Raw genomic sequence first — 19,662 nt, 5'->3', positions numbered from 1 at the left:
TTAGGCCTTCAGCGCCGGCGGTATCGCGCGGCGATGGCGGGACAGAGAATATTCCAGCAGGGCCATGGCCTGCAGAATGATGAAATTCAGCACGAGATAGATGATCGCGGCACAGATGAAGACTTCCATCGTGCGGTAGGTCTGCGAAATCAGCCGCTGAGCGACGCCCGTAACCTCCCAGACCGTGACGAGGCTCGCGAGCGCCGTCGACTTCATCATCAGCACGATCTCGGTCGAATAGGCCGGCAGCGCATGCCTAAAGGCGATCGGCGCTATGATACGGCGCACGAGCAGCAAGCCGGACATGCCGATCGAACGCGCGGCTTCGATCTCCTTCGGCGAAACGGCGCGGATGCCGCCGCGAAAGATCTCGGCCGAATAGCCGGCAGTGCAAAGCGCCAGCGACAGGATCGCGCAAACGACGGGCTCGCGCAGGAACGGCCAGAGGAACGAATAGCGGATGATGGAGAATTGCGCCAAGCCATAGAAGACCAGGAACATCTGGATCAACAGCGGCGAGCCGCGAAACACGAAAATGTAGCCCTTGGCGAACCCGGAGAGGATCGGATTGCCGCTGACGCGCATGGCAACGATGACGAGAGCGAGAAGGCCGCCACAGAGGATCGACAGGGAGAAGAGCAGCAGCGTCATCGGCACCGCCTTCAGCAGCGTGACCATCGTGCTCGAAAGAAAAACGAAATCCATGCCGTCCTCCTCAAGCCTGGCCAATCGTCGCAGCCGGCATGCTGCGATTGGCGTGACGTTCGGCCTTGTTGAAGATGCGGTCCGACAGACTGGTCAGGACCAGATAGAGAATGCCGCCGGCGATGAAGAAGAGGAAATATTGACGGGTAGAGCCGGCTGCAACCTGGCTGGTGCGCATCAGCTCCGCAAGGCCGGTCACCGAAATCAAAGCGGAATCCTTGAGGCTGAGCTGCCAGACATTGCCGAGCCCGGGAATGGCAAAGCGGAAGACTTGCGGAATGATGATGCGGCGCAGGCGCAGGCCGCGATGCATGCCTATGGCAGACGCGGCCTCAAGCTCGCCCTTGGAAATGGCAAGATAGGCGCCGCGGAACACCTCGGCCTGATAGGCGCCGGAAATGATGCCGACGGCAAGAGCACCCGCGGCAAAGGACGGCAGACCGAGAAAGCCTTCATAGCCCAGCCATTTGCCGATCGACGTTACCGCCGACGAGCCGCCGAAATAGATCAGATAGATGATCAGAAGCTCAGGAACGCCGCGAAAGACTGTCGTGTAGATATTGCCGAGCGTCTTCAGCACCAGGCTTCCGGAGAGTTTCGCGAAGGCTATAACCGCGCCCAGAACGGCGCCGATGGCCAAGGCGGTTGCCGTGACGGCAAGCGTCATCAAGGCGGCAACAAGCAGCAGCGCGCCCCATCCGTTCGAGCCGAAGCCCAGCAATTGCAAGCTTGCCATAGATCCAATCCCCGTCCGTGGCAGTTTCAGGCGTCAGGATATCATATGGTCTCCGGCCGCAAAGCCGGAGACCGATGAAAACGACCCAAGGCCGCGCTCATCAATTCGGGCTGACGTCGACCTTGAACCACTTCATCGACAGGGTCTTGATTGTACCGTCGGCAAGCGCGGACTTGATTGCCTCATTGAACTTGTCGCGCAGATCAGTATCGGCTTGGCGGATGCCGAGGCCTTCGCCCTCACCCCAGATGGAGCCGGCGATTTCCGGGCCGGTGAAGGCGAGCGAATCATTGGCGCTGGCAAAGGCGTTCGCGAAGTAGACGGCGTCATCGAAGCCGAGATCGATACGGCCGTTCTGCAGATCGAGATCGCGGTCGGCGCCGGTCTTGTATTCGCGGATCGTGGCGATCGAACCGAAATTGTCATAGACGAACTTGGCATAGACGGTTGCAGCCTGGATGCCGATCGTCTTGCCCTTGAAGGCTTCCTTCAACACGTCGATTTCTTTGACGCCGGTCTGACCGGGGGTCATCTTGATCGTGGTGCCGGTGCCGGCGGCATTGGCAAGCGGGCTGTCCTTGGCGGTCGCAAAAGCAGCGGGCGTCGCGGCGTAAGGAATGGTGAAGCCGATGACCTGCTTGCGCTCGTCGGTGATCGACAGAGCATCCATGATGACGTCGAACTTGCCGGCGTTCAGCGCCGGGATCATGCCGTCCCAGTCGGAAGCAACGAGCTTGCAATCGATCTTGGCTCGTTCGCACAGAACCTTGGCAAGCTCCGGCTCGAACCCGCCGAGCGTGCCGTCGGCGTTCGTCATGTTCCACGGCGCGTAGGCACCTTCCAGGGTGATCGTTGCCGTCTTCCAGTCCTTGGCGAATGCAGGCGCGGCGAAAACGGCGGCAGCTACGACGCCTGACAAGAGAAATGCACTGAATTTCATTGTGTTGAGCTCCTCTGAGGTTGAAACAGGCTTTGCAGCACTTCCTACCGATCTTCGCCGGCTTGCCCGCTTTCCCAATTAATTTTTAGGATTGATTGCGAGGTTGTATAGGGTACCATATGAGATAATTTATGATATGCAAGTAGGAAAGTTGTTTTCGAGGCAGATTCACGCGGTGCAAAGGGAATAGGCAATGAAGCGTTCCGGCGAGATGAAACGCGAACTGGCGGAAAATGATACCGCACCTCTCTATGCCGGCGTCAAGCAGATGATACTCGATCGCATTCATAGCGGTGAGTGGCCGCCGAAATATCGCGTTCCCTCCGAAAACGAATTGGTGGTCGAGCTTGGCGTCAGTAAGATGACGGCCAATCGTGCGCTGCGAGAACTAGCCAATGAAGGCGAGCTCGTCCGCATCCAGGGCGTCGGCTCCTTCGTCGCCGAGCGCAAGGGAGCCTCCGCCCTCTTCGAGGTCCGCAACATCGCCGAGGAGATCGCCGAACGCGGTCATTCCCATCAAGCAAGCGTAATCGTACTAGCCCAGGAGGCTGCCTCGCCCGACGTAGCCGATGCGCTGGAACTCGACATCGGATCGCCGGCTTTTCATTCGCTGATCGTGCATAGCGAGAACGGCGTGCCGGTACAAATCGAGGACCGGCATGTCCATCCGGACGCCGCGCCCGATTACCTGCAGCAGGATTTTACCGACATGACACCGAATGCCTACCTTTCGGCCGTTGCCCCACTCAGCGGCTCGGAACATGTCGTCGAAGCCGTCATGCCGCAAGCCTGGGAGTGCAAGCTGCTGACGATCCTGAAGACCGAACCCTGCCTGACGATCTGGAGGCGCACATGGTCGGCGCGCGGCATCGTGTCCACGGCGCGGCTGGTTTATCCGGGACATCGCTATCGGCTGGAGAGCCAAAGCGGCAAACCATCCGAGCGTTAGTTGTATATGGAACATAGACATTCGCGGGCTTTGAAATAGCGCTGAAGGGTGTACGAGGTTCGCTAAGTCCCGATGGAGCCGGGCAAGTTATGATGCCTGGAATAAGCACTCCACAAATGAGCCCACCTAGACCGTTCCCCGCGATCAGTGGCTTTGAACGCGAGCTATCATAGACTGCTCAGCAATAGGCTAGTCTCGCTGTTTGCGACGCCGTCGATCATCCGCACTTCGCGCAAGACCCGGTCGAAGTCCGACAGGCTTGTCGCGCGGATATTGGCGACGAGATCCCAATTGCCGTTCGTTGTATGCAGCGAATAGATTTCGGGAAGCCCTCGCAGCTTGCGGATGACCTGTGTCGTCGATTTCCCCACGACTTCGATCATCATGACGGCATGCACGGTCTGCTCCTCATAGTCTTCCCGGACCCTTACGGTGAAGCCGAGCAGCGTGCCGGTTTCTATCAGTCGATCCAGCCTGTTCTGCACCGTGCCGCGCGCGACGCCCAGAACATCAGACAGTTTGGAGAGCGAAGCCCGCCCGTCGGCACGCAGATGAGCGATGATACGCCGGTCGAGATCATCGGGAATATACTTGGCAAGCGTCATCGCAGATCCTGATCTTGTATAATCTGTCAAAAATCCTGGGCAATTTGTATAAACTCATACCAGAACTGACACAGTTTTGCGATTTCAGTCAATCGATCCGCTTGATACCCTAGGGAAATGATTTTTATCGAGGATACGAGAATGTCCGCACCGCTCCCATCGGAAAGAGCTTTCATTCCCTTCGTCAGCGTCGAGAACATGATGCGGCTCGTCCATCACATCGGCATCGAAACCGTGCTCATCGAACTCACGGACGCTATCGAAGCGGATTTCCGCCGCTGGGACCTCTTCGACAAGACGCCCCGCGTCGCTTCCCATTCGCATGACGGCGTCATCGAGTTGATGCCCACCTCGGATGGCGCCGTCTACAGCTTCAAATATGTCAACGGCCATCCGAAGAACATGGCGCAGGGACTGCAGACGGTGACCGCCTTCGGCCTGCTTGCAGAAGTCTCGACCGGATATCCGGTGCTTCTGACGGAAATGACGCTGCTGACGGCGCTGCGCACGGCGGCCACCTCGGCGATGGCGGCCAAACATCTGGCGCCGGCCAATTCGCGCCGCCTCACCCTGATCGGCAATGGCGCACAGGCGGAATTCCAGGCGCTGGCGATGAAGGCGGTCCTCGGCATCGAGGAAGTCCGCCTCTACGACATTGATCCGAGAGCAACCGAAAAGACCGTCCGCAATCTCGCCAGAACAGGCCTGCGTCTGGTGCCCTGCACCTCGGCTCAGGCTGCCATCGAAGGCGCCGATATCATCACGACGTGCACGGCCGACAAGCAATTCGCGACCATTCTGACAGACAATATGGTCGGCGCCGGCGTCCACATCAACGCCATTGGTGGCGATTGCCCGGGCAAGACGGAGCTCCACCGCGACATCCTGCTGCGCTCCGACACCTTTGTCGAATATCCGCCGCAGACCCGCATCGAAGGCGAAATCCAGCAGATGGGCGCGGACTATCCGGTCACCGAACTCTGGCAGGTCGTCAGCGGCCGGGCACCGGGCCGGAGCAGCGGCGGGCAAATCACGCTCTTCGACAGCGTCGGCTTCGCGATCGAGGATTTTTCCGCTCTGCGCTATGTCCGCGAAAAGCTGGCCGGCACGGACTATTTCCAGAAGCTCGATATCATCGCCGATCCAGACGATCCGCGCGACCTCTTCGGCATGCTGCTACGGGCAGCTTGAGGCAACTCAAAGAAAGAGCGCGAAAATGATCTGATCTCCCGCACTGAAAGGGAAGCTCATCCCGGGACATCAGATCAATACAATCCGCTCCCGCCATTGACTGCGCTTAGAGGTGGCGGAACAGCTGGCAAGCGACTTCGCCCACGACAGGCGAGCGACCGCGCCCTGGAGCGGCTGGCTGGCCGTAACCGTGTGTGCTCTGATAACCGCCACATATCCCCAACAAACTGTGCGCCTTGGCTCGTGAAAAAATGTGCCGAAACGCGTGCACTCCCGAATTTCTGGTAGCCTACTCGAAGCAAGCGTCAAATTGACGCCCAGCCAAGACGAGAGCTTATGGCGCCCCCTTTTGAATGCCCCAGATATTCGTAGCGGACATTCACTTATCTCACTTAAAATACATCGAAATCAGCAATTTTCTCCCTGCACTTTGTGAGGGAGAATATGCTATGAATTCGCAAGCATCGGGGAGACCCGGCAATTCTTGCGAACTGCAGTCGCTAACGAGAGGATGCATTCTGAACATCGTGCCCGAACTGGCTAGACAACCGAACGAAATGGCTGACCTTATCTCCGGCTTCGATTGGGCAGCCACTAGTCTTGGGCCTAGGTCGGAATGGCCCGCATGCCTTAAAGCTGCCGTCGATATCATGCTCCCCGCCCAAGCTCAGATCGTCATGTTCTGGGGCGAGGACTTTATTGCACTTTACAACGACGCCTATGCGCCGACGATAGGCGACAAGCATCCTCGCGCACTCGGCCGGCCTGCGCGGGAAAACTGGGCCGAACTCTGGAGCGACCTCGAACCGCTTCTTCGCTCGGTTCTTCATGACGGCATGGCAGTCGTCGCCAAGGACCGGCCCTTCTATATCGAGCGCTACGGATATCCCGAAACGGTTTATTTCGACATTTCCTATTCGCCCGTCCGTGATGCGGACGGCCGGGCGCTCGGTGTCTTCTGCATCGTCAACGAAACGACGGAACGGGTTCGCACGGAGCAGGCGCTGCGTGAAAGTGAAGAGCTGTTTCGCGCCGTCATCTCGCAATCGACGACAGGGTTTGCCCAGTACGAACTTGATGGCCGTTTCGTCCGGGTGAATGAGCGTTTCTGCGAAATTGTGGGCTACTCCGAGAACGAGCTTCTCGGCATGCGGACCTATGACATCACCTATGCTGACGATTTGCACGAGACTACCCGCCTGTTCGAAACGATGATGGCGACGGGAGAAAGCTTCGAGATTGAAAAGCGCTATGTTCGCAAGGATGGTAGCCTCGTCTGGGTTGCAAACTCCGTTTCCGGCTTGAAAGACAGTTCGGGACGCATCCAGCGGGCCGCCGCGATCGTCACCGATATCAGTGAACGCAAGCGTGCACAGGAGGTAGAGCGGCAGCTGGCGGCTATTGTCGCCTCATCGGACGACGCTATCCTCAGCATCGATCTCAATATGATCATCACGAGCTGGAATAGCGGTGCGGAAAGGCTTTATGGACAATCGGCCGAAGAGGCCATCGGTCAGTCCGTGATGATGCTCGTTCCGGAGGACCGCAGTGACGAAGAGCCGGCAATTCTGGCGCGGATCCGTTCGGGCCAAAAGGTAGAGCCTTACGAAACCAAGCGACGCAACAAGAACGGCGAGCTTGTCGATGTTCTCCTCAGCGTTTCGCCGATCTATGACGTCTATGGCAGGATCGTGGGGGCTTCGAAGACTGCTCATGACATCAGCGCCAAGAAGGAGGCCGAGCGCCTGCAGACGGTGCTGGTGGGCGAGCTCAATCATCGTGTCAAGAATGTGCTCGCAACCGTCATGGCCATTGCACGCCAGACATTGGGAAGAGATGACGTCGACAAGGCATCCGTCGAGACCTTCGAGGCAAGGCTCTCCTCAATGGCGCGTGCTCACGATTTGCTGATCCATGGCAAATGGGAGCAGGCCGAATTGACTGAAATCATAGCCCAGGCATTGTCGCCCTATCCGAAGGACCGGTTCGAAATTTCCGGCCCTGCCATCAAGCTTGCGCCGCGGGCTGTTGTTTCGATATCGCTCGCGCTGCATGAGCTCGCAACGAATGCGGCCAAGTATGGCGCGCTTTCGGTGCCTGATGGACGCATTGCCATTACTTGGTCGCTGGAAAGCGGCGGGGCCGAACGCCTCAAGTTGCGGTGGCAGGAAGCGGGAGGACCAACCGTAACACCTCCGACCCGGAGGGGTTTCGGCTCCCGCTTGATAGAAAGTCTGCTGGCGGCAGAATTGAACGGCAAGGTCCGAATGAGTTACGAACCGAGCGGCTTGATTTGCGAAGTGGATGCTGCAGCCGGCATCGGCTGGGATCAGGATCGCGGAACGGCGGAATAAGGTCCTTCCGCGCCGAGCCGACATCGGCTCAACGCAGCCCCTTCGGCCGCGTCGCAAGCACGTTGCGGATCGAGAAGCTCGAATGGATTCGCAGCACTCCCGGCATGGTCGACAGGATATCCTTATGGATACGTTCGAAGTCGCCGGGATTGGCGACTTCGACACGCAGCAGATAGTCGGAGCCGCCCGTCATCAAAAAGCATTCCTTGATCTCGGGATGTTTGCGCACCGCCGCCTCGAAACGATCGAGATGCTCCTCCGTTTGCCGCTCGAGTGTGATGTTGATGATGACGGCGATCGATGCCTCCGCCTGCGACGTGTCCACCAGCGCCGTGTAACCGCGGATTACCCCGGCCTGCTCCATCAATTTGATGCGCCGCAGGCAGGCCGATGGCGATAGTCCCACTTCGCTTGCCAGCTTCGCATTGCTGACACGGGCATCAAGTCGAAGCAGGCGGAGAATATTGCGGTCGATGGCGTCGAGAGCGGCCATGTGGATTCTTTCAAAAAATCGCAGATCATTTCAATATCTTTGCAATTACACAATAATCAATCACTGTTTGGCGAACAATTTCACGATCCTTTCAATAATCTGCCTTTGAAGAAGTGAGGGGCGGACATGGACGGCGGTATTGTGGATTCTCGGACGCCAAAGTTGGCGATGGATAGTGGAGCATGTGGCTATCTGACGATCGATCTGGCCGCGCTATGCCGAAATTACGACAAGCTATCCGCCATCGTCGCGCCAGCGAAGACAGCTGCCGTCGTCAAGGCCGATTCTTATGGACTCGGTGCCAATCAAGTCTCGAAAGTGCTCTACGGGCGGGGGTGCCGGCATTTCTTCGTCGCCCATTTCATCGAGGCACTGCGGCTGCGCCCGCAACTCCCTGGCGATGCGACGATTTTTGTACTGAACGGCCTGTTGCCCGGCAACGAGGCTACCTGCGCCGATGGCGGCATCGTGCCTGTCATCAATTCGCTCGATCAGTTGCAGCAATGGTCGCAGACGGCACGCTCTCTTCAGCGCAGGCTCCCGGCGGTTCTGCAATTCGATACCGGCATGTCGCGGCTTGGCATACCGCCGGAAGACAGAAGCGCCGTCGCAACTCACCTGCAGGCGCCCGACGACATCGACATTCTCTTCATCATGAGTCACCTCGCCTCTGCGGATGAGGCGAGCAGCGGACAGAACGCCGATCAGCTTGCCGAAATGCGTCGCGTCGCAGCGGAGTTTCCGCAGTACGATGTTTCGTTCGCAAACTCGGGCGGCATCTTTCTTGGCGGAGATTTCCATGGCTTACTGGCGCGCCCGGGGATTGCCCTTTATGGCGGCGCTCCGACCGGTGGCGTTGCCAACCCCATGGAGGCCGTCGTTCGACTCGATGTCGCAGTCGTACAGATGCGAACCGTTCCGGAGGGCGCGCGGGTCGGCTATGGCGGCGTGCATGTGACGAAGGGCCGGACCCGGCTCGCGACGATCGCCGCCGGCTATGCCGATGGCCTGCCTCGCAGCCTCAGCGATCGCGGCGCGGTCTATTACAACGGCGTTCGCCTGCCGATCGTCGGCCGCATCTCAATGGACAGCACGACAATCGATATCAGCGCCCTGCCCGAGGGTGCACTCTCTTTCGGCAGCACGGTGGAAGTTCTTGGAGATCATCAGACCGTGGATGATCTTGCGCGCGACGCCAGCTTGATTTCCTATGAAATCCTGACCAGTCTCGGCCATCGCTTCCACCGTCAATATCGCTGACCTCCCCATCTCTCAAGTCTCTGAGGACATCATGAAAGTCGTCGTTCTGGGTGCCGGCATCATCGGCGTGACGTCAGCCTATCAGCTCGCCAAGGCGGGTCACGAAGTCACGGTCATCGACCGGCAGCAGGGGCCAGCGTTGGAAACTAGCTTCGCCAATGCCGGCGAAGTCTCTTTCGGCTACTGCTCGCCCTGGGCGGCACCCGGCATCCCCATGAAGGCGATCAAGTGGCTGTTCATGCACCACGCGCCGCTGATCTTGCGCCCGAAGGTCGATGGCGCCATGCTTTCATGGCTCGTCAAGATGCTATCGAACTGCACCTCGGAACGCTATGCGATCAATAAGAGCCGGATGCTGCGCCTTGCTGATTACAGCCGCATTTCGCTCGCTCAGCTTCGCGAAGAAACGGGCATTGCCTATGACGAACGCATGCAGGGCACGCTGCAGCTCTTCCGCACGCAAGCGCAGCTCGATGCATCGGCCAAGGACGTCAAGGCCCTAGCAGCCGATGGCATCCCCTATAAAGTGCTCGATCCCGACGGCTGCGTCAGCGTTGAACCGGCTCTCCGGCATGTCCGCGGTAAGATCGTCGGTGGCCTACTGACGCCGAAGGACGAAACCGGCGACTGCTTCAAATTCACCAATGCCCTCGCTGCAAAGGCAATCGAGCTCGGCGTAAAGTTCCAGTACGGCACGACGATCAAGAGCCTCGACGTCGAAGGCAGCCAGGTACGTGGCGTGATGACGAATCTTGGACGCGTGGATGCCGATGCGATCGTTGTCGCGCTCGGCAGCTATTCGCCGCTTTTGCTGAAGCCGCTCGGCATCAGCCTCTCCGTCTATCCCGTCAAGGGCTATTCGCTGACGATCCCGATCACCGATGCGTCGCGCGCGCCGGAATCGACTGTCATGGACGAAACCTACAAGATCGCCATTACCCGCCTCGGCGATCGCATCCGCGTCGGCGGCATGGCAGAGATATCCGGCTATACGAACGATCTCGGCCTTGCCCGGCGCCAGACGCTCGAGCATTCCGTCACCGACCTCTTCCCCGGTGGCGATGTTGCCAAGGCTTCCTTCTGGTCTGGCCTACGGCCGATGACGCCGGATGGCACGCCGGTCATCGGACCGACGAAAATCAAGGGACTATTCCTCAATACCGGCCACGGCACGCTCGGATGGACCATGAGCTCCGGCTCGGCGCGCGTCATCAGCGATCTCGTCAGCGGCCGCAAGCCTGATATCGACGCGACGGACCTCGCCGTCAGCCGCTACGCCTAATTAGACACGTCTCATCCGCAAACTCTTGGAGCATGACGGTCATCTTGCAGACGAATTAAAGTGACCTTGCGGAAATTTGCGCAGAAGACTTCGAGGTTTGGAACCGCATGGGCATTAAGCCGGGGATGTGAGTTGCGTCCCTGGTTCTTGAGTACGGCAGCTGTGAGACAATCCCCTCTCCCCGCCTGCGGGGAGAGGGTTAGGGTGAGGGGCTGTTAGCCAAGGCGGCAACTGCCCGATCATGTCGCTGTTCTAAAAGCGATGCTGTCAGTTCTGGAAACCGTTGTTCTGCATGCAATAGGTCGGTTTGCCAAGACCGTGGAGAAACACTCGGCTGGAGTTCCTTCGATGCGCCACACATCATAACTCGCCACCAAGTCGATAGTCTGCGGCCCCTCACCCCAGCCCTCTCCCCGCATGCGGGGAGAGGGAGTCTATAATGCCTGCGCTCGCCGCTACATTATCGATTAGTGCCGGGGGATTCGTGGCAGGAAGATCGTGAACAGGCCGAGCAAGGGCAGATACGAGCAGAGCGTGTAGACGAAGGGAATGCCATGCGTGTCGGCAAAATCTCCGAGCGCCGCAGCCCCCAATCCACCCGCGCCGAAGGCGAAGCCGAAGAAGATGCCGCCGATCAGCCCGACGCGGCCGGGGATCAGCTCCTGAGCAAAGACCACGATCGCGGGGAAGGCCGAGGCCAGCACGAGGCCGATGACGACTGTCAGGACGCAGGTCCAGAACAGGTTCGCATAGGGCATCAGCAGCGCAAACGGAATGACACCGAGGATCGAGAACCAGATCACGAAACGCGCGCCAAAGCGATCGCCCACCGGGCCGCCCATGATCGTTCCGGCGGCGACGGAACCGAGGAAGAGGAACAGCATCAGCTGCGCGTCGCGGACATCGAGATGAAACTTGTCGATGACGTAGAAGGTGAAATAGCTGGATATGCTCGCCATGTAGACATTCTTCGTCGCCGTCAACAGGATGAGAATGGCAAGCGCCCACATCGCCTTGCTACGCGCGATCGGCAAGGCGCGGCTCGGCGCTGGACGGGCAGACTGCTGGCGGCGGTGATTGATGAACCAATTGCCGACCCAGCTCAGAACGATGAACCCGATCACCGCGAGCACCGAAAGCCAGGCGACGCTCTTCTGGCCGTGTTGCAGGACGAAGAAAGCGGCAATCAGCGGCCCGATTGCCGAGCCGGCATTGCCGCCGAGCTGGAACAGCGACTGCGCCAGGCCATGACGACCGCCCGACGCCAGCCGGGCAACGCGCGATGCCTCCGGATGGAAGACGGCCGAACCGAAGCCGATCAGGCTTGCAGCGATCAGGAGCACGCCGAAACTGCCGGCATAGCCAAGCAGCAGCAGGCCTGCAAAGGTGCTGACCATGCCCACCGGCAGCGAATAGGGCATCGGCCATTTGTCAGTGACGATACCGACTACCGGCTGCAGCAGCGATGCGGTGATCTGGAACATCATCGTCAGCAGGCCGATCTGCACGAAATCGAGCGCGTAATTCTCTCTGAACATCGGGTAGAGCGATGTCAAAAGCGACTGCATCGTATCGTTCAGCATATGACACGTGCTGACGGCCATGACGACCGACATCGTCGTCTTCTGATATCGGGCCTGCGTGCCCAAGACTTCCGCAACCATCGGGGTAATCCTTCCTGTGCCGGCAGATTTGCCAAGCATATGACTTGATCCGCCTTTAGCACGGCTTGCGTGTGTCCTTCTTTCGTGTTCTGGTCCAATAGTTTCTCGATTGGGCCAAAATGGAAAAGCTTTCGAAACAGTTGCTGGCAACCCTCGCCGACGATCATGTGCAGAACATGCGCTGGATGGAGGATTCGCCCGCGGATATCCTCGTCCATAGTGCCGAGCCGCCGCAGGGCTATACCGTTCCGTGGCACCGCCACCGCCGCACGCAGCTGCTGTGCATCTTCGCCGGCGTCGCCCTGATCATGACGGCGCGCGGCCGCTGGATGGTGCCGCCCGGCCATGCCCTTTTCATCCCCGTTGGACTGGAACATTCGATCGAAATCCTGAGCGATGTCAGCATGAAATCCGTCTACGTGACGCCGCGCAGCCAGCCGCCAAAGGATGAGGCCCCGCGCGTCGTGGAAGTGACGGACCTCGCCCGCAGCCTGCTGTTGGAGGCCATTAGGCTGCGAGAGGCACCCCTCAGTCATCGAAAGGCAAGGCTGGTCCTGTCGCTTCTCGTCGAGGAGATCGCGACGCTACCGGAACGGCCCCTCGGTCTCCCCTTTCCGTCCGACCGTCGGATGGCCGCGCTCTGCCGCGACTATCTGTCCACTCCATCGCCCAACGCCAGATTGGACGATTGGGCGGAGAAGCTTTCTGTGAGCCGCCGGACGTTCACACGGCAGTTCCGCAAGGAAACCGGCATCAGCTTCACCACATGGAGACAACAAGCGAGCGTTTTCGCCTGCCTGCCACAGCTTGCCGAGGGCCAACCGGTTACCAATGTCGCACTCGAAGCAGGCTACGAAAGCGTGGCGGCATTCACCACCATGTTCCGCCGCATGCTCGGCACCTCGCCGCGCAGCTATATGGCCGGCCGCTGGACCTTTGAGCGGCAATCGGCGTGAAGCTCCTCTTGAAATGACCGGACGCTTCCGGCAAACAGCGCCAGAGCGGCTCAGCCTTTCACGGAATCTCTGAGCCGCTCTATCTCTTTGTTTCCTTGCAATTCCGGACGGAAAACCGCTGCGCACTTTTCCTGGAATTGCACCAAGAGCGAGGGCAGGCATATGCGGCATATTTACATCGTCGGTATCGGCACGGGAAATCCGGAGCATCTGACCGTGCAGGCGATCAATGCGCTGAACGCAGCCGATGTCATCCTCATTCCCAGCAAGGGCGCGGCCAAGACGGAACTCGCCGATGTCAGGCGTGACATCTGCCAGCGCTATGTCACCAATCCGGCCACGCGTTTCGTTGGTTATGACGTGCCCTCGCGCCAGATGGCGGACCGCAGCTATGTGCAGAGCGTCGACGAATGGCATGACGCAATTTCCGCGACTTATGAGCGGTTGTTTCTGGAACATCTGACGAAAAGAGAGAGTGCTGCCTTTCTCGTCTGGGGCGATCCGGGCCTTTACGACAGCACATTGCGCATTCTCGAGCGTGTCGTCGCTCGCGGTAAGATCGCTCTCGACTACAGCGTTGTTCCCGGCATCACCAGCATCCAGGCGCTGACGGCAAGCCATCGCATCCCACTTAACCTCGTCGGCAAGCCGGTGCAGATCACCACCGGTCGGCGGCTGGCCGAGAGCTTTCCGGGCACTGCCGAAACGGCCGTCGTCATGCTCGACGGCGAGCAGGCCTTCAGCAAGATCGATGATCCCGATGCCTATATCTATTGGGGCGCCTATCTCGGCACTCGGGAAGAGATCACGATTGCCGGCAGGCTGGCTGACGTTTCCGAGCGCATTCTCGCGACCCGCGCCGAAGCCCGCGCCAGGCACGGATGGATCATGGATATCTACCTCATGCGCAAGGGGCAGGATTTCGACGATCTCGAATAAGAGCCGAATACCAAATCGTTTGCCCGCCGATCCGGTTTGTGCAAGGAAATGTCCCTTATGAAGGGCAGTTTTATGGTTGCGGCCGACACGCAGACAATGGAGGACCAGGCGTGCATCCCTCAGGGGGGAGCCGCCGAGGATGACATTGCGTCGCCCCTGCCCTCCATGGTTCGCGGTGCCTGCCCCTCACTGAGCGCGCCGATGCAGACCGGCGACGGTCTTCTTGTTCGCTTGCGGCCATCAACGCCAGGTTTGACGGTTGCGCAACTTCGCGCCTTGGCTGAGGCTACAGAAAAGCATGGCAATGGCCTGATCGAGATCACCGCGCGGGGCAATTTTCAGCTGCGTGGCATGACGCCGCAAAGCATGCCGGGACTGGCCGCCGATATCGACCGCGCCGGCATCGTGCCGGAGAGCGGCGTCGCGATCGAAGTCCCGCCGCTCGGCGATGTCGATCCGTCGGAGATCGCCGATGCGCGTGGGGTCGCTCAACGGCTACGAAACGCCATCGATTCCCTACATCCCAAGCCAGTGCTCGCTGCCAAGCTCGCCATCATCGTCGACGGCGGCGGCCGGGTGATCCTCGATGAAATTTCGGCGGATATCCGTTTGAAGGCGATCAACGCTGTAGATGGCAGGCAACTGTGGGAGCTTGCGATTGCCGGAACACAGGCGACGGCCACGCCGCTTGCCAACTTGACCGACGAACAAGCGATTCCTGGCGTCATCACCCTGGTCAAAGCATTGACCGAAATAGGTCCTCGCGCTCGCGGCCGCGATCTGGACATTTCCTCTTTGCAAGCGCAACTTCCGGCCGCTCCCCATTCCTCACCCGTCGAAAGCGCTACCCCGGCCTCGCCTGTCGGCCTCATCCCGCTCGGCAAGCAGCATGCGGCCCTCGGCCTGCGACCGGCCTTCGGTCGGATCCACGCCCGAGATCTCATCCGCTTTCTCGACGCGGCTGAGGTGGCGGGAGTGCATGATATTCGGACGGGGCCGACGCACAGCCTGCTATTGCTCGGGCTTCCTCGCGATCGCATTGAAGACATCCTAGCCACGGCAACTGAATGCGGCTTTCAAACACGCACTGACGATCCGGCCAATTATGCAATCCCATGCTCCGGCGCCGGCGCATGTGCCTCTGCGCATTATTCAACGAGGCAGGCAGCCGCAGATCTCGTCAACTTAGCCTCCGACCTGCTTGACGGCTCGCTCCAAGTGCACCTATCCGGCTGCGCCAAAGGCTGCGCCCATCCGTCTCCGGCAATGCTGACCATTGTCGGTGCTGCAACGGGCTATGCTATTGTCGTAAATGGGTCATCATCATCAGAGCCGGTGGCTTACATCCACAAGGAAGACCTGAAATCAGCTCTGACTGCGCTCGGGAAACTGGTACGGAACAACAAAGCTGCTGGCGAATCGGCACAGCAGTGTCTTAAACGGCTCGGCCGGGACGCAATCGCGACGGCTTTACGACAGGGATAGAAATGCCTGACTATGACTATATCCGTGAGGGGGATGCGATCTATGAACGCTCCTTCGCGATCATCCGCAGCGAAGCCGATCTCCAGCGTTTTCCCGAAGCCGAGGCCGATGTCGCAGTCCGCATGATCCATGCCTGCGGATTGGTGGAAGCAGCAGAGCATTTTCTCTTCTCCCCCGATTTCGTCGCATCCGCCCGCAAGGCGCTCTCTGCCGGCGCACCGATCTTCTGCGACGCGGAGATGGTCGCCCGCGGTGTCACCCGCGCACGCCTGCCGGCCGCCAACGATGTCATCTGCACCTTGCAGGATCCGCGCACGGCGGAGATCGCCAAGTCAATCGGCAACACGCGTTCGGCTGCGGCCATGCATCTTTGGACCGATCGCCTTGCCGGCTCCGTCGTTGCCATCGGCAATGCACCGACCGCCCTCTTCCACCTTCTGGAAATGCTGCGTGACGGCGCTCCGAAGCCTGCCGCTATCATCGGCATGCCCGTCGGCTTCGTCGGCGCGGCAGAATCGAAGGATGCGCTTGCTGAGAACTCCTACGGCGTTCCTTTTGCCATTGTGCGCGGCCGGCTGGGCGGCAGTGCCATGACGGCAGCCGCCCTCAATGCGCTTGCGAGGCCGGGCCTATGAGCGCGCCGTCCAATGGAAGCCTGATCGGCGTCGGCACAGGCCCCGGCGATCCCGAACTGCTGACGGTCAAGGCCGTCAAGGCCTTGGAGCGCGCCGACGTGGTTGCCTACTTCGCCAAGCAGGGCAGAGGCGGCAACGGCAAGGCCATCGTCAGCGAGTTTCTGAGAACAGACGTAAAGCTGCTGCCGCTTTACTATCCGGTCACGACCGAGATCGACAAGGACGCGCCGGAATATCTCCATCAGATCACCGCTTTCTACGACGCTTCGGCCGAGATGGTGGCGGCGCATCTTCGCGAGGGGAAGACGGTTGCCGTGCTTAGCGAAGGCGATCCGCTGTTTTACGGTTCCTACATGCACCTGCATGTGCGCCTTGCCGATCGCTTTCCTACAGAGGTCATCCCTGGCGTGACGGCCATGTCCGGCTGCTGGTCGCTCGCCGGCTTGCCGATGGTGCAGGGAGACGACGTTCTCTCCGTGCTGCCGGGAACGATGGCAGAGGCTGAGCTTACCCGCCGCCTGGGCGATACACAGGCCGCCGTCATCATGAAAGTCGGCCGCAACCTGCCAAAAATCCGCCGCGCGCTCGATGCCGCGGGCCGGCTGGGGGAAGCGATTTACGTCGAGCGCGGCACGATGGCAAACGGTGCCATGACGCCGCTTGCCAGCCGCGACGATGCCGAAGCGCCCTATTTCTCTCTTGTGCTGGTTCCTGGCTGGGAAAGCAGGCCATGAGCGGGCGTCTTTATGTGATTGGGACCGGCCCCGGCAATCCTGAGCAGACGACGCCGGAGGCGCTGGCTGCGGTCGCGGACGCTCATGAATTCTACGGTTACGGTCCTTATCTCGACCGCCTGACACTGCGCGACGACCAGATCCGTCAGGCATCGGACAATCGCGAGGAATTGGACCGCGCCAAAGTGGCGCTGCAGCGTGCCTCAGCCGGCATCAATGTCTGCGTCGTCTCCGGCGGCGATCCCGGTGTTTTTGCCATGGCGGCCGCCGTTTGCGAGGCGATCGATCACGGCCCGGTTGAATGGCGGACGGTAGACCTTATCGTCGTGCCGGGTATCACGGCCATGCTTGCCGTTGCGGCCCGCATCGGCGCGCCGCTCGGACATGATTTCTGTGCGATCTCGCTATCGGACAATCTGAAACCCTGGCCGCTGATCGAGAGTCGTCTCCGCGCCGTCGCCGAAGCGGGCTTCGTGATCGCGCTCTACAATCCGATCAGCAAGGCTCGCCCCTGGCAGCTCGGCAAGGCCTTCGAAATCCTGCGCGCCATACTGCCCGGTGAAACACCCGTCATCTTCGGCCGAGCCGCCGGTCGTCCAGACGAGCGGATGACGATCGCTGGGCTCGCGAATGCCGAGGCCTCGCAGGCAGATATGGCGACCTGCGTTATCATCGGCTCGGTCGAAACGCGCGTCATCGCCCGCGAAGGCCGTCCAGATTTGGTCTATACGCCGCGTTTCATCAGGGAAGAGGTGAAATGATCGATCCTACCGAGCGCAGCGTCTACCGTTTCGACCACCGGCAGACCGGCGGCCTCAGCGCGCTCGACCATGATCACCTTGATGCCAAGCTGCCTTGCGGCCTCGATCTTCCCATAGGTCGCGTCACCGCCGCTGTTTTTGGCGACGACGACCTCGATCTGATGCTGTCGCAGCATGTCGAGTTCGTCGGCCAACCGGAACGGACCGCGACCATGGATGTAATTGACATACGGAACCGCCAGCGGCGGTTCGACGGGATCGACGCTGCGGACCCAATAATGGTGCTGCGGCGCGGCGTTCGCCGGATGCGCCTCCTGCCGGCCGGTCGCGAGGAAAACGCGCAGGGGCGCATCGCCGAGGGCGGCGATAGCCTGCGAGACGCTGTGCACGGAAAGCCAATCATCGCCTTCGACCGGCACCCACGCCGGACGGCGCAGCGCGAAAGCGGACACATGGCATTCAGCAGCCGCGGCTGCGGCATTGGCCGAGATGCGGGCTGCAAAGGGATGCGTGGCATCGATCAACAGGTCGATCTCTTCGTCACTGACATAGCGGGCAAGCCCCTCTGCGCCGCCGAAACCACCGCTGCGAACCGGAACGGGCTGCGGGGCGGGATCGGTGGTTCTGCCGGCAAGCGACAGGACGACCTCGAGATCGGCTCGCGAGGAAAGAGCTGCCGCCAGCGCTCGGGCCTCCGTCGTGCCGCCGAGGATCAGAATACGGGCCTTGCCCATGGCTGAGACACCTTCAATTCAACGCTGGCTCACTCTTATCGGCATCGGCGAAGACGGTCCAGCCGGTCTCGGCGACGAAGCCAAGTGGCTGATCGCCTCATCGCCGGTCGTCTTCGGCGGGACGCGCCATATCGAGTTGATGAGCTCGCTGATATCAGGCGAAACGCAAGCATGGCTTTCGCCATTCGAAAAATCCGTCGAGGCGGTGCTTGCCAGGCGCGGCAAGCCGACGGTGGTTCTCGCGTCAGGTGATCCCTTTTTCTACGGCGTCGGCGCGACACTTTCGCGGAGCATTCCGGCCGCTGAAATGACTGTTATCCCGGCGCCCTCCTCCTTCAGCCTCGCCGCTTCGCGCCTCGGCTGGCCTTTGCAGGAGACGACGGTTCTCTCGCTGCACGGACGGCCGATCGATCTCATCCGGCCGCATCTGCATGCTGGCCGCAAAATCCTGGTGCTGACGTCTGACGGCAAAGGTCCTGCCGAATTGGCGGCCCTGCTGCAAACTCCGGCTTCGGCCCATCCGAGCTTATGGTTCTAGAAGCGCTGGGCGGCCCGCATGAAAAGACCTTTCGCCAGAGTGCGGCCGATTTTTCCCTATCCGGCATCAACGATCTGAACATCTGCGGCGTCGAGGTCAAGGCGGACGCGGGCGCACGAATCCTGCCGCTGAGCGCGGGTCTCCCCGACGAGCTTTTCGAACATGACGGCCAGATCACCAAGCGGGAGATTCGCGCGATGACGCTATCGGCGCTCGCCCCGCGCCATGGCGAACTGCTCTGGGATATCGGCGCCGGCTCCGGTTCGATCGGCATCGAATGGATGCTGGCCGATCCCTCTCTGCGCGCCATTGCCATCGAAGCATCGCCCGAGCGTACGGCGCGTATCCGCCGTAATGCCGGCAATTTCGGCGTACCTGGCCTGGTGATTGTCGAAGGCGAGGCACCGGCTGCTCTTTCTGGCCTCGCCGCGCCCGATGCGATCTTTATTGGCGGCGGCGGCAGCGATGTCGGCGTGCTGGAGGCCGCCATCAATGGATTGAAAAGCGGCGGCAGGCTGGTCGCCAATGCCGTCACGACGGAAATGGAAGCGCTTCTGCTGGCCGAGCAGGCACGCCGCGGCGGCTCCTTGATCCGTATCGATATTGCGCGCGCCGCCGCCGTCGGCCGGATGACCGGCTGGCGGCCGGCCATGCCGGTAACGCAATGGTCTTGGATCAAGCCATAATGATGAATGAGGTAG

General features: G+C 60.3%; 18 protein-coding genes and 1 pseudogene. 12 read left to right on the top strand and 7 right to left on the bottom strand.

The features are described 5' to 3' along the window. The 3 genes from ACK83U_RS22215 to ACK83U_RS22205 form a co-directional block, all read right to left on the bottom strand. Positions 1-705, bottom strand: a complete 705-nt coding sequence (locus tag ACK83U_RS22215; RefSeq protein WP_112399561.1) for an ABC transporter permease — start codon at positions 703-705, stop codon at positions 1-3. A gap of 10 nt (positions 706-715) precedes the next feature. Beyond that, positions 716-1,441 (bottom strand): ABC transporter permease, encoded by a 726-nt coding sequence (locus ACK83U_RS22210; RefSeq protein WP_041678241.1) that lies wholly within the window; start codon positions 1,439-1,441, stop codon positions 716-718. A gap of 100 nt (positions 1,442-1,541) precedes the next feature. Beyond that, positions 1,542-2,381, bottom strand: coding sequence for a transporter substrate-binding domain-containing protein (locus ACK83U_RS22205; RefSeq protein ID WP_112399562.1), 840 nt, complete (start codon positions 2,379-2,381; stop codon positions 1,542-1,544). Positions 2,382-2,574: 193 nt separating this feature from the next. Here ACK83U_RS22205 and hutC point away from each other — a divergent pair, with 193 nt between their 5' ends. Next, positions 2,575-3,330, top strand: coding sequence for a histidine utilization repressor (hutC, locus tag ACK83U_RS22200; RefSeq protein ID WP_112399563.1), 756 nt, complete (start codon positions 2,575-2,577; stop codon positions 3,328-3,330). A gap of 167 nt (positions 3,331-3,497) precedes the next feature. Here the strand turns inward: hutC and ACK83U_RS22195 are convergent, their stop codons facing one another. Further along, the gene (locus ACK83U_RS22195) at positions 3,498-3,935 is read right to left on the bottom strand and encodes an Lrp/AsnC family transcriptional regulator (protein WP_015343394.1); all 438 of its coding nucleotides are present in this window, start codon (positions 3,933-3,935) and stop codon (positions 3,498-3,500) included. A 141-nt stretch (positions 3,936-4,076) separates the two neighbouring features. Here ACK83U_RS22195 and ACK83U_RS22190 point away from each other — a divergent pair, with 141 nt between their 5' ends. Then, entirely contained in the window at positions 4,077-5,126 is a 1,050-nt protein-coding gene (locus tag ACK83U_RS22190) for an ornithine cyclodeaminase (protein WP_112608804.1), read from the top strand. Between the two features lie 557 nt (positions 5,127-5,683). After that, entirely contained in the window at positions 5,684-7,480 is a 1,797-nt protein-coding gene (locus ACK83U_RS22185) for a PAS domain S-box protein (protein WP_412474999.1), read from the top strand. Between the two features lie 28 nt (positions 7,481-7,508). Here the strand turns inward: ACK83U_RS22185 and ACK83U_RS22180 are convergent, their stop codons facing one another. Continuing rightward, positions 7,509-7,973, bottom strand: coding sequence for an Lrp/AsnC family transcriptional regulator (locus ACK83U_RS22180; RefSeq protein WP_015343397.1), 465 nt, complete (start codon positions 7,971-7,973; stop codon positions 7,509-7,511). 126 nt (positions 7,974-8,099) lie between these two features. On the opposite strand from ACK83U_RS22180, the gene alr reads away from it, so the two are divergent. Continuing rightward, positions 8,100-9,233 carry an alanine racemase gene (gene alr, locus ACK83U_RS22175; protein WP_412474998.1) on the top strand — a complete coding sequence of 378 codons (1,134 nt, stop codon included), beginning with the start codon at positions 8,100-8,102 and terminating at the stop codon, positions 9,231-9,233. 31 nt (positions 9,234-9,264) lie between these two features. Further along, positions 9,265-10,515, top strand: a complete 1,251-nt coding sequence (locus tag ACK83U_RS22170) for a D-amino acid dehydrogenase (RefSeq protein ID WP_112608798.1) — start codon at positions 9,265-9,267, stop codon at positions 10,513-10,515. A 467-nt stretch (positions 10,516-10,982) separates the two neighbouring features. On the opposite strand, the gene ACK83U_RS22165 is transcribed toward ACK83U_RS22170, so the two are convergent. Continuing rightward, positions 10,983-12,179: an MFS transporter gene (locus ACK83U_RS22165; protein ID WP_112608796.1), complete on the bottom strand. Its 1,197-nt coding sequence runs from the start codon at positions 12,177-12,179 to the stop codon at positions 10,983-10,985. A gap of 119 nt (positions 12,180-12,298) precedes the next feature. Between ACK83U_RS22165 and ACK83U_RS22160 the strand changes: the two genes are divergently transcribed. From ACK83U_RS22160 to ACK83U_RS22135, 6 genes are all read left to right on the top strand, one after another. After that, complete coding sequence (locus ACK83U_RS22160; protein WP_112608794.1) at positions 12,299-13,135, top strand: AraC family transcriptional regulator; 837 nt, start codon at positions 12,299-12,301, stop codon at positions 13,133-13,135. 162 nt (positions 13,136-13,297) lie between these two features. Continuing rightward, positions 13,298-14,074, top strand: a complete 777-nt coding sequence (gene cobF / locus ACK83U_RS22155) for a precorrin-6A synthase (deacetylating) (protein ID WP_112608792.1) — start codon at positions 13,298-13,300, stop codon at positions 14,072-14,074. A gap of 57 nt (positions 14,075-14,131) precedes the next feature. Further along, positions 14,132-15,559 (top strand): precorrin-3B synthase, encoded by a 1,428-nt coding sequence (gene cobG / locus ACK83U_RS22150; protein ID WP_112608790.1) that lies wholly within the window; start codon positions 14,132-14,134, stop codon positions 15,557-15,559. Positions 15,560-15,561: 2 nt separating this feature from the next. Continuing rightward, positions 15,562-16,194: a precorrin-8X methylmutase gene (locus ACK83U_RS22145; protein ID WP_112608788.1), complete on the top strand. Its 633-nt coding sequence runs from the start codon at positions 15,562-15,564 to the stop codon at positions 16,192-16,194. Then, entirely contained in the window at positions 16,191-16,928 is a 738-nt protein-coding gene (locus tag ACK83U_RS22140) for a precorrin-2 C(20)-methyltransferase (protein WP_112608786.1), read from the top strand. Before ACK83U_RS22145 ends, ACK83U_RS22140 begins: the two co-directional genes overlap by 4 nt. Continuing rightward, the gene (locus tag ACK83U_RS22135) at positions 16,925-17,689 is read left to right on the top strand and encodes a precorrin-3B C(17)-methyltransferase (protein ID WP_112608784.1); all 765 of its coding nucleotides are present in this window, start codon (positions 16,925-16,927) and stop codon (positions 17,687-17,689) included. The genes ACK83U_RS22140 and ACK83U_RS22135 overlap by 4 nt, the downstream gene beginning before the upstream one ends. Here the strand turns inward: ACK83U_RS22135 and ACK83U_RS22130 are convergent. Beyond that, entirely contained in the window at positions 17,653-18,423 is a 771-nt protein-coding gene (locus tag ACK83U_RS22130; protein ID WP_412474997.1) for a cobalt-precorrin-6A reductase, read from the bottom strand. The two genes, ACK83U_RS22135 and ACK83U_RS22130, sit on opposite strands and share 37 nt — an antisense overlap. Between ACK83U_RS22130 and cbiE the strand changes: the two are divergent. Continuing rightward, a pseudogene (gene cbiE, locus ACK83U_RS22125) lies at positions 18,422-19,647 on the top strand (precorrin-6y C5,15-methyltransferase (decarboxylating) subunit CbiE). The gene ACK83U_RS22130 and the pseudogene cbiE overlap by 2 nt on opposite strands. The last annotated feature ends 15 nt before the right edge of the window (positions 19,648-19,662 follow it).

Source organism: Rhizobium sp. WW22, assembly GCF_047041135.1.
GTDB lineage: Bacteria > Pseudomonadota > Alphaproteobacteria > Rhizobiales > Rhizobiaceae > Rhizobium.
This window is presented reverse-complemented; position numbering and strand designations above follow the sequence as displayed.